A 10,899-nucleotide genomic window follows, 5' to 3' on the forward strand; every position below is an offset into this window, starting at 1 on the left:
AGATGTGTATAAGAGACAGCCCCGAGGCCGCCCGGCGCAGGCTCGCCCACCTGCTGGCCGGCCGCGCCGCGCCTTCGGGCGGCGGGCGGCGCGGTGCAGCCCCCGACCTCACCGAGCTGATTCCGCAGTGGCTGGCCACCGCCAACCGGAAGGGATTCCGCGCCCCGGCGGCCCTGTTGCCGCCGCTTCTGGACGCCGCCCGTGCCCGTACGGACCTGCGCCCGCAGGCGCTCGCGTTCGCCGGGCCGCGCGGTCTGTGGCTGGCAGGGCTGAATCCCGACTGGAAGTTCGCCCTCCGGGGCGCGGCGAGCGGCGCGCTCCACCCCGACATCACGGATCCGGAAGCGGTGGGCCGACTGTGGGAGGAGGGACTGTTCGCGGAGCGGGTCGCGCTGCTCGACGCCGTACGGGCGCAGGATCCGCCCGCCGCGCTCGCCCTGCTCGCCACCACCTGGCCGGCCGAACGGGCCGAGGACCGGCTGATGTTCCTGGACTCCCTGCGGTCCGGGCTCGGGGGCGACGACGAACCGTTCCTGGAGCAGGCCCTGTCCGACCGCAGCCGCAACGTCCGCGCCACCGCCGCCGAACTGCTGTCCGCCCTGCCCGAGTCGGCGCTCGCCGGACGGATGGCGGCCCGCGCGACGTCCTGCGTGAACCCGGACCGTACGGGGGACATCGCCTCCATCGCCGTGGAGGCACCGCACGAGTGCGACGCGGGAATGCAGCGCGACGGCGTCGCCGCGGTCCCGCCGACAGGCCGGGGCGAACGGTCGTGGTGGCTCGGCCAGTTGGTGGAGGCCACCCCGCTCGGCGTCTGGGAGGAGCGGTTCGGCGGACGTCCCGCCGAGGAGGTGGTGGCCCTGCCCGTCGCCGACGACTGGGCGGGCGAGCTGCACGCCGCCTGGTGCCGGGCGGCCGTGCGGCAGCGGAATCCGCAGTGGGCCCGGGCCCTGCTCGGGCGCCCCTCGGCACCCCCGGCGAGCGGCCCCGGGACGGCCTCGATCGCCGAGCGCTCGAAGCTCCTCGCCATCCTGGACCAGGCCGAACGCGCTTCCTGGGTGGCCGCGTTCATCGCCGCGCACGGCCTCTCGGAGGCGTTCCAGCTGCTCGGGGTGTGCACGGTCCCCTGGGCCGGGCCGCTCGGGCGCGCGGTGGTCGACGCTCTCGACATCGCCCGGGACGGCGGAAGTTATCCGTGGAGCTTCAGCGGAGTGATGGGCCTCGCGGAACGCTGCCTGGATCCGGCCGAGGCCGACCGGCTGGAGGTCCTGACGGCCGCGCAGGACGAGCAGGAGGGGGCGTCGCCGGGGGCGGGCGGCTACTGGTCGGAGGCCTTCCAGCGCCTGGTCTCCACCCTGCGGCTGCGCGCCGCGATGGAGGCGGAGCTGATGACCTGATGCCGTCACGGAGCCGGAACCGATGTCCTGATGCCGCAGGGAGCCGGAACTGACCCGCCCACCGCCGCGACGACCAGAGCCACGAGCGAAAGCGAGAGCGAGAGCGACAAGCGACAGCGACGTCGACGGACTGGGGTGGCGACGGAGCCGCCGCCGCCCGCGCGGGCCCCGTACGCAGGGGCCCGCTCCGGGGCCGGCGTTCAGGCCTGGGCGGCCTGGCGGACGTTGGCGTTGACCCACGTGACGATCTCGGTCGTCGTCGCCCCCGGGGTGAACAGCTCCGCGACGCCCAGCTCCTTCAGCGGTGCGATGTCGTCCTCCGGGATGATCCCGCCGCCGAACACCTTGATGTCCTCCGCCTCCCGCTCCTTCAGCAGCTCGATCACCTTGGCGAACAGCGTGTTGTGCGCCCCGGAGAGGATCGAGAGGCCGATGGCGTCGGCGTCCTCCTGGATCGCCGTGTCGACGATCTGCTCGGGCGTCTGGTGGAGCCCCGTGTAGATCACCTCCATACCGGCGTCCCGCAACGCCCGCGCGATGACTTTGGCCCCGCGGTCGTGGCCGTCGAGTCCCGGCTTGGCCACCACCACACGGATCGGACCGGTCACACCCATCACTGCCTCCACCTGGTCTCCCGCGCCTGAAGGGCCGGGGATGTGAACGAACGTTATCCACAGCATCCCGCAAGGCGCTGTTTCGCGGCAGGCGGGGAGGGGGAAATCACACATGGGACATGTTCGCCAGGCGTCGTCCCCCGTGCCACGCGGCGTTCCGGCCGCGCGGGGTCCGGCGCAAGGGGAGCCGCTACGAGGTCGCCGTACCACCGCGCCGCCAGCCGCACGGCACGGTGGTACGGACCCCGTGCCGCCCGGCCGCCACCGGCCCCCGCGGCGGCCCGGCCCTCGTGCCGACACCCCATGAGGGCGTACGGGGACGGGAGCCGCCTCCCCGTACGCCAGTGCAGGAGGCCGGCCCGTGAAGCTCCTCCCTCTTCTCCCCCTGCTGCCCCGCCTGCCCGGCCCCCGGATATCGTCCGCGCTGCTCGGCGCCACCGCGCTGGAGCTGGCCGTCCTCGCCGGACACCTGGTCGCCTACCCCTTCGGCCTCACCCCGGAGCGCCACCTGCCGCCACGCCCGACTCCCCGCCCGCCGACCCGCCCGGCGGACACCGGCGCCGACGACCCCGACGAGGGCGAAGCAGCTATCCACCCGACCACCGCCCTGCCGGCCGCTGCCGCGCCGCCCGTCGTCCTGCTGCACGGCTTCATCGACAACCGCTCCGTGTTCGTCGTCCTGCGGCGCGCGCTGACCCGGCACGGCCATCGCCACCTGGAATCCCTCAACTACTCACCGCTGACACGCGACATCCGTACCGCCGCCGAACTGCTCGGGCGGCACGTGGAGGAGATCTGCGCGCGCACCGGGCACAGCCGGGTCGACGTCGTCGGGCACAGCCTCGGCGGCCTGATCGCCCGGTATTACGTCCAGCGACTCGGCGGTGACCGACGGGTGCGCACCCTGGTGACGCTCGGAACCCCGCACGGGGGCACCGCCGTCGCCCCCGGGGCGGGCGTTCACCCCATCGTGCGTCAGATGCGCGGCGGTTCCTCCGTGATCGAGGAGCTGCGCACCCCCGCACCCGGCTGCCGAACCCGGTTCGTGAGCTTCTGGAGCGAGTTGGACCAGGTGATGGTGCCCGTCGAAACCGCGTGCGTCGATCATCCCGATCTCGACGCGGTGAACGTCCGCGTCACCGGCATCGGACACCTCGCGCTGCCCGTGCACCCGAAGGTGGCCGCCGCGATCCGTGAGGCTCTTGAGGCGCCGGAGGCCGAAGAGGACACCGCCACCGCCGCCGGGCCCCGCACCGGGTCCGCCACCGGAGCGACTTCCGCGGCCTGAAATAGAACATCACTCGAACGTAGGGCCAAGGCTGCGTCTGCCGTCCACCGAAAGACGGCCGATTGCCCGTTTCCTGCGAACGCAAAACCTGTCGAAGATTGTCGTCCTCACATACCGCCGGGTACAGTCGCGGCCACTGCTTCCCCCTGGAACCCCCTGACCGGGATCCAGAACAGTCCTGCTGCCGAGGCGAGAGAGAAGTTGGTGAACGACCAGCACCCCCACGCCGGGCCTGTCGGGTACGACGACCGATCGACCGGCGGCTTCGACACCGACCCGCTCTTCGGCTCCCTTCCGGGCGGCCACGACACCGGCTACACCGCGGGTCACCCCGCCGCCGGATACGGCGAGACCACCTACGGCACCGGCCACGACACCCCGTACGCGACCGGGCAGCCGGACCACAGCGGCTCGTACGACTCCTCCGCGTGGAACAGCGGCGCACAGCAGACGCCCGTCTACGACGGTTACGCCGCCCAGGAGCAGGCCCCGCAGCAGTGGGACACCTCCGGGGCCTGGCAACAGGTCGCCGAACAGGACCTGACCGGCCAGTGGGCGACCGCCGACACCGGCGCGTTCCCCACCACCGGCTTCCCCGCGGCCCCGTACGGCACGGACACCGCGTACGCCACGGAGGCGTACGGCACCGGGGCATACGAGACGGGCGCCTACGACACCGGGACGTACCCGGCCGGGACGGCGTACGGAACCGGCGACGTCCACGGCGCCGACGCCTACGAGACCGGGTCGTATCCGACCGGCGCGTACGGCACGGCGGCCGTCGCCGCCGACACCGGGACGTACGCCACCACCGCCTTCACCACCGGCACGTTCGACACGGGCCCGCATGACACCGGTTCGCACGACACCGGCGCTTACGAATCCGTCGCTTACGGCACGGGTACGTACGACACGGGCGCCTACGACGCGACCGCGTGGAACTCCGGCGCCACGCCCGGGGACACCGCGTACGAACCCGAACAGACGTCGCACTCCCTGTACGAACAGCAGCCGGCCGACGCGGCGGCACCCGAAGCGGCGGCCGAGCCGGACGGTACGGCCGGGGAGCCGGAGACCGGCCACTCCTCCACCGCCGAGTTCGCCTTCCTCCCACCGGACGCCGCGCCGGAGCCGGACGCCGGGGACGGCTTCCCCGCCCCGCCCTCCGTGAACCGCACCGCCGTCCGTCCCCCCGGTCCCCGTAGCCGGGCCCGTCGGCGTACTCCCGCCAAACGTTCCGCCCTGCTGACCGTCGCCGTGCCCTCCGCCTGCGTGATGAGCGTCGCGGGCATCGCCGCCGCCTCCGTCGGCGGGATGCCCGGCGGCGAGGAGAAGCCGGAGGAGACGACCACCTCCCTGGCGGTCGCCGACCCGAGCACGGTCAAGCCGGTCGCCGCGAACAACCGGCTGGACAGCCAGTTGGAGCAGCTCTCCGAGGGCAGCGACGACTTCCGTGAGCGCGCGAGCCGCACCCAGGAGCGCCTCGACCTGCGGGAGCGGCAGGCGGCGGAGAAGAAGAAGCGCGAGGAGGAGGCCGCACGCCGTGAGGCGCTGCGACCCAAGTTCGTCCTGCCGGTCAAGCAGCACGGGCTGAGCGCCTACTACGGTCAGGCGGGCGTCAACTGGATGTCCGTGCACACGGGCATCGACTTCCCCGTCTCGTACGGCACTCCGGTGATGGCCGCGACCGACGGCACCGTGCGCACCCAGCTGAACAGCGCCTACGGGGTCATGGCGATCGTGACCGCCGCCGACGGCACCGAGACCTGGTACTGCCACCTCAGCAGCACCAAGATCCGCTCGGGCCCGGTGAAGGCCGGTGACGTCATCGCGTACTCCGGGAACTCGGGCAACTCCACCGGTCCGCACCTGCACTTCGAGGTCCGGCCCGGCGGCGGCTCGGCGATCGACCCGCTGGCGTGGCTGCGCAGCAAGGGCGTCGACCCGAGCTGAGACGGAGACACGAAGACGGAAACACGAGAACGGACGGACGGAAGCGGGTGGGAGGGCCTCGGCCCTCCCACCCGCTTCCGTCTGTCCGGCCCGGCCCGCCTCGGCGGCCGGCCGGTCTACAGCTTCTCGACCGGTGCGTACCGCAGCAGCAGCTTCTTCGGGCGCTCGTCGCCGAAGTCGACCGTCGCCTTGGCCTGGTCGCCGAAGCCCTCGACGGCCGTCACCGTGCCGAGCCCGAACTGGTCGTGCGTGACCCGGTCCCCGGCCACCAGGGTGACCGTCGGCTTCTCCGCACCGCCGCGCCGGGTCGCGAAGCCCGAGGGGCCGGAGCGGGAGCGGGAGGAGGACAGCGAGGACGTGATGCCGGAGGTGGGCCCGGCGGGGGCAGCCATCGGGCCCTTGCGCCGCCAGTCCAGGTGCTGTTCCGGGATCTCCTCCAGGAACCGCGAGGGCGGGTTGTACGAGGGCTGGCCCCAGGCGCTGCGCATCGCGGCCCGGGTCAGATAGAGGCGTTCGCGGGCGCGGGTGATGCCGACGTACGCGAGGCGGCGTTCCTCCTCCAGCTCCTTGGTCTGGCCGAGGGCCCGCATGTGCGGGAAGACGCCGTCCTCCATGCCGGTGAGGAAGACGACCGGGAACTCCAGGCCCTTCGCCGTGTGCAGGGTCATCAGCGTGATGACGCCGGAGCCGTCCTCGTCCTCGTCGGGGATCTGGTCGGAGTCGGCGACGAGGGCGACCTTCTCCAGGAACTCCGCGAGCGTGCCCGCGCCCTCCTCGTCGGCGCGCTCCTGCTCGAATTCGAGGGCGACGGCGGCGAGTTCCTGGAGGTTCTCGATGCGGGTCTCGTCCTGCGGGTCGGTGGAGGACTGGAGCTCGGCGAGATAGCCCGTGCGCTCCAGGACCGCTTCCAGGACGACGGCGGGTCCGGCGCCGGACTCGACGATCGTGCGCAGCTCCTCCATCAGCGTGTTGAAGCGCTTGACGGCGTTGGACGAGCGGGCGGCCATGCCGTACGCCTCGTCGACGCGGCGCAGCGCCTGCGGGAAGGAGATCTTCTCGCGCATCGACAGGGCGTCGATCATGGCTTCGGCGCGGTCGCCGATGCCGCGCTTGGGGACGTTGAGGATGCGGCGCAGCGGGACGGTGTCCTCGGGGTTGGCGAGGACCCGGAGGTAGGCCAGGACGTCCCGGACCTCCTTGCGCTCGTAGAAGCGCACACCGCCGACGACCTTGTAGGGCAGGCCGACGCGGATGAAGATCTCTTCGAAGACACGGGACTGGGCGTTGGTCCGGTAGAAGACGGCGACGTCGCCCGCCTTGGCGTCGCCCGCGTCGGTGAGCCGGTCGATCTCGTCGGCGACGAACTGCGCCTCGTCGTGCTCGGTGTCGGCGACATAGCCGGTGATGCGGGCGCCGCCGCCGGCGTTGGTCCAGAGGTTCTTCGGGCGGCGGCTCTCGTTGCGCTCGATGACCGCGTTGGCGGCGGAGAGGATCGTCTGCGTGGAGCGGTAGTTCTGCTCCAGCAGGATCGTCGTCGCGCTCGGGTAGTCCTCCTCGAACTGGAGGATGTTGCGGATGGTCGCGCCCCGGAAGGCGTAGATCGACTGGTCCGCGTCGCCCACCACGCACAGCTCGGCGGGGGCGTCGGCCTCCCCGGCCGGGCCGACCAGCTCCCGTACCAGCGTGTACTGGGCGTGGTTGGTGTCCTGGTACTCGTCGACGAGGACGTGGCGGAAGCGGCGGCGGTAGTGCTCGGCGACGTCCGGGAAGGCCTGGAGCAGGTGGACCGTCGTCATGATGATGTCGTCGAAGTCCAGGGCGTTGGCCTCGCGCAGGCGGGCCTGGTAGAGCGCGTACGCCTGGGCCAGGGTCTTCTCGAAACCGTCGGTGGCCTGCCCGGCGAAGGTCTCCTCGTCGATGAGCTCGTTCTTGAGGTTGGAGACCTTGGCGGTGAAGGACTTCGGCGGAAACTGCTTCGGGTCCAGGTCGAGGTCGCGGCAGACCAGGGCCATCAGGCGCTTGGAGTCGGCGGCGTCGTAGATCGAGAACGACGAGGTGAAGCCGAGCTTCTTCGACTCGCGGCGCAGGATGCGGACGCACGCGCTGTGGAAGGTCATGACCCACATCGCGTTGGCCCGGGGGCCGACGAGCTGCTCGACGCGCTCCTTCATCTCGCCCGCGGCCTTGTTGGTGAAGGTGATCGCGAGGATCTGCCCGGGGTGCGTCCCGCGCTCGGCCAGCAGGTGGGCGATGCGGTGGGTGAGGACCCGGGTCTTGCCGGAGCCGGCGCCGGCGACGATGAGCAGCGGGGACCCGGCGTGCACGACGGCGGCGCGCTGCTCGGTGTTCAGCCCGTCGAGCAGCGCGGCGGAGTCGATCACCGGGCGCGGGTGACCGTCCCGGTAGTACCCGTCCCGGGGCGGCGGGGGTGCGTCGTAGACGCCCTCGAAGAGTCCCTCCGGCACCGCTTCGGGCGCGTGGTCCTCGGGGGGCGGCGGGGGGCCGTCCTCCACGGGCTGGAGGCCGGTCAGGAAACTGTCGTCAAAGAGGCTGCTCATCGCCTCCCGAGTCTAGGCGGCCGGACCGACAACGTTCCGCCGAAGCCGGGAAGCGACCGCCGGCACCGGGGAATCGCCCGCCCCTCACCCGTACGCACGGAGAGCGGACGCCCACGTTCCGTGAAGGAGCGCCCGGTCGGAGGGGGTGCCGGGCCGCCGATCCGGAAAGGTCACGAAAATGTATCGGGCATATCGCTCATCGTCCTTCCCAGCGGCGGGGCCGGTTGGCTAGCGTGCTCGGTCAGGTGGCCCGGACCTCCCTGAGGCGAACCACGCCCGACGGGCACCTCTGCCGAATCCGTCCTGCCGCCCTGGCAGTCCGGAACCGGGGACCCACACGCAGAACCGGGGTGAATCGGTCCGTGACCTCGCATCCGGACCGTAGGACAGCCTTCCGTTCCGTCCGAACCCGACAGCTAACCCGGTAGGCGGTCCACGGAAGGAGATGCCGGTCTTGGCATCGCATCGCAAGCCGCGCGCGAAGGTGCGCACCACCACCCCCGCCGTCGGGCTGACGACAGCCGCGCTGGCCTCCGTGACGCTGCTCTCCACACAGAGCGCCACGGCCGCGCCCGCGGAGCCGAAGCCCGCCGTCGAGGAAGTCCAGAAGAAGGTCGACGCCCTGTACCGGCAGGCGGGCACCGCGACCCAGGAGTACAACCGGGCCAAGGCCGCCTCCGCGTCCCAGCGGACGAAGGTCGACACGCTGCTCTCCGACGTGGCGAAGCGGGCCGAGAAGATCAACGAGGCGCGCAGGGCGCTGGGCTCCTACGCGGCGGCCCAGTACCGCAACGGGGGCATCGCGCCCGCGGCGACCTTCTTCCTGGCGGACAACCCGCAGGGCTACTTCGACCAGAGCCGGCTGATGGACCGGGCGACGGAGCGGCAGCAGAAGGCCGTCGCCGAGGTCCGTACGCAGCAGGCCACGGCGGCGAAGAAGCGCGCGGAGGCGGTGAAGAGCCTGGAGACCCTCACCGAGACGCAGGCCACGCTGGCCTCCAGCAAGAAGGACGTGCAGACCAAGCTCACCGAGGCCCGGAGCCTGCTGTCGAGGCTGACCGCCGAGGAGAAGGCGCGGCTGGCGGAGCTGGAGCGCAAGAAGGAGGCCGAGGCGAAGGAGAAGGCGGCGAAGCTGGCCGCCCGGCAGGCCGCCGAGGCGAAGGAGAGGGCCGAGGCCGAGGAGAAGGCCCGCGAGGAGGCCGCGAAGGAGTCCGGCGGCGGTTCGGGCACGGGCCCCGGCTCGGGTACGGGCACGGATCCGGGCTCGGGCACCGGCACGGACAGCGGCTACGCCGCCAAGGCGGAGAAGGTGCTGGCCTTCGCCCGCGCCCAGATCGGGAAGCCGTACGTGTGGGGCGCGTCGGGCCCCTCCAGTTACGACTGCTCGGGGCTGACGCAGGCGGCGTGGCGGGAGGCGGGCGTGACCCTGCCCCGGACGACCTGGGACCAGGTGGAGGTCGGGACGCGGGTCGCCACGTCCAATCTGATCCCCGGAGACATGGTCTTCTTCTACGACGACATCAGCCACGTCGGCATCTACAAGGGCGACGGGATGATGATCCACGCCCCGAAGCCGGGTGCGAACGTGCGCGAGGAGTCGATCTACTCGATGCCGATCTACGGAAGCGTGCGCCCCGCGTAGAGCATGCGCCCAAGGTGGAGCGTGCGCCCCACAGGAGCGGGCAGCCCACAGGAGCGGGCACCCACAACCGGAGCGCGCGCCCCCACCCGGAGCGGGCGCACGCCGCGCGGACTCAGGTCCAGACCGTGGCGATGAAGATGTTGGCGGCCGTCAGTCCGCCGACCGCCGCGAACGCGCCCTTGTCCACCGACTCGTCGTCCCGCTTGACGTAGACGAGGGCGAGGATCACGACCAGCAGCGCGAGCTTGATGCCGATCTTGACGTGGTTCACGGTCTGGTCGTCGGCCTGATTGAGTCCGACCAGGGCGACGCCGGTGACGAGCATGGTCAGCGCGCCGTGCAGCATGGCGGGGGTGAAACGGGCGGTGCCCGCTCCCATGGCCTTCATCTGCGTCAGGAAGCCGCCCAGCAGGGAGGCGATGCCGATGATGTGCAGGGCGACGAAGACATTGATGAGTACGTCCATGGCTCCGGAGCCTAGCCAGGGCCCCTTCTTCTCCGCGCAGTGAGGCAAGCCTTCCTTATGCGCTTTCCCTACTCTTGAGCCAATTACTCAGCTCGTGAGCTAATGGCCCAGCAATAGGCCTCTCTTCCCGATCGGATGCGACCACCGAAACGTCACATCAGGGCAATAGCCGTCATGGTGATTCTTTTCCCCGCGCCCGGAATAGCGTCCTTCACGGGCCCGCCGGCATCCCCCGGCGGGCATCCGACAGAAAGGATGCCGCCCCCGTGGCAGCGCACCGCAGGTCAGCTCACCGAAAACCCAAGCAGCGCCCGCTCACCGGCTCTGCTGCCCGCACCGCCGCCACCCTGGCGCTCGCCGGGGCCGCCACCGCGGGATCGGTCACCGGGGCGGGCGCGGCCCCCGCCGAACCGGCCCCCACCGCCGCGCAGGTCAAGACGAAGGTCGACCGGCTTTACCACGACGCCGAGGCCGCCACCGAGAAGTACAACGGGGCGAAGGAGGAGGCGGCCACCGCCACCCGCGCCGTCGACGCCCTGGCCGACGAGGCCGCCCGCCGCACCGCCCGCCTCAACACCGCCCGGCACGCCCTGGGTTCGCTGGCCACCGCGCAGTACCGCAGCGGCACCCTCGACCCGGCCCTGCAACTGGCGCTCTCCTCCGACCCCGACACCTATCTGCAGCGCGCCTCCTACCTCGACCGGGCGGGCGACCGGCAGAACGGTCTGCTGCGCGGCATCCGGCGGCAGGTTTCCCAGATCACCCGCGTCAAGGCCCGCGCCGACCAGGAGACCGAACGCCTCGCCGCCCGCCGGGCCGAGCTGCGCGAACACCGCACCGCGATCCGCGCCAAGCTGGCCGACGCCCGCAGGCTGCTGGACACCCTGACCGCCGACGAGCGCGCCGCCTACGAACGCGCCGCCGACGCCCGGCACGGCGGCGGCCCGTCCCACGCCGACCGGGGCGTCTGTCTCTTATACA

The 10,899-nt window shown here is 71.9% G+C and carries 8 protein-coding genes and 1 riboswitch; of the genes, 5 read left to right on the forward strand and 3 right to left on the reverse strand.

The genetic code is table 11. The features are described from left to right. On the forward strand, positions 1 to 1,397 hold a 1,397-nt coding region (locus CR470_RS30655), incomplete at its 5' end, for a DUF5691 domain-containing protein (RefSeq protein WP_107489514.1). A 200-nt stretch (positions 1,398 to 1,597) separates the two neighbouring features. On the opposite strand, the gene CR470_RS30660 is transcribed toward CR470_RS30655, so the two are convergent. Continuing rightward, positions 1,598 to 2,011, reverse strand: a complete 414-nt coding sequence (locus CR470_RS30660) for a cobalamin B12-binding domain-containing protein (protein ID WP_097870748.1) — start codon at positions 2,009 to 2,011, stop codon at positions 1,598 to 1,600. Positions 2,012 to 2,372: 361 nt separating this feature from the next. Here CR470_RS30660 and CR470_RS30665 point away from each other — a divergent pair, with 361 nt between their 5' ends. Both CR470_RS30665 and CR470_RS30670 read left to right on the forward strand, forming a co-directional pair. Continuing rightward, a complete protein-coding gene (locus CR470_RS30665) occupies positions 2,373 to 3,299 on the forward strand; it encodes a lipase family alpha/beta hydrolase (RefSeq protein ID WP_097870749.1) in 927 nt (308 codons plus the stop codon). A 204-nt stretch (positions 3,300 to 3,503) separates the two neighbouring features. After that, on the forward strand, positions 3,504 to 5,252 hold the full coding sequence (locus CR470_RS30670; protein ID WP_097870750.1) for a M23 family metallopeptidase: 1,749 nt from the start codon (positions 3,504 to 3,506) through the stop codon (positions 5,250 to 5,252). Positions 5,253 to 5,368: 116 nt separating this feature from the next. Here CR470_RS30670 and pcrA read toward each other — a convergent pair whose 3' ends face one another. Then, entirely contained in the window at positions 5,369 to 7,810 is a 2,442-nt protein-coding gene (pcrA, locus tag CR470_RS30675) for a DNA helicase PcrA (RefSeq protein WP_097870751.1), read from the reverse strand. A gap of 280 nt (positions 7,811 to 8,090) precedes the next feature. Continuing rightward, positions 8,091 to 8,257, forward strand: a riboswitch (cyclic di-AMP (ydaO/yuaA leader). On the opposite strand from pcrA, the gene CR470_RS30680 reads away from it, so the two are divergent. Next, positions 8,256 to 9,452, forward strand: coding sequence for a C40 family peptidase (locus tag CR470_RS30680; RefSeq protein ID WP_179892427.1), 1,197 nt, complete (start codon positions 8,256 to 8,258; stop codon positions 9,450 to 9,452). Its footprint overlaps the riboswitch before it by 2 nt. Positions 9,453 to 9,564: 112 nt before the next feature. On the opposite strand, the gene CR470_RS30685 is transcribed toward CR470_RS30680, so the two are convergent. Beyond that, the gene (locus CR470_RS30685; RefSeq protein WP_097870752.1) at positions 9,565 to 9,918 is read right to left on the reverse strand and encodes a hypothetical protein; all 354 of its coding nucleotides are present in this window, start codon (positions 9,916 to 9,918) and stop codon (positions 9,565 to 9,567) included. 266 nt (positions 9,919 to 10,184) lie between these two features. Here CR470_RS30685 and CR470_RS30690 point away from each other — a divergent pair. Further along, positions 10,185 to 10,899, forward strand: a 715-nt coding sequence (locus CR470_RS30690) for a coiled-coil domain-containing protein (protein ID WP_373561455.1), incomplete at its 3' end; no start/stop codon positions are given.

Origin of the sequence: Streptomyces sp. rh34 (genome assembly GCF_002551245.1) — a bacterium.
GTDB lineage: Bacteria > Actinomycetota > Actinomycetes > Streptomycetales > Streptomycetaceae > Streptomyces.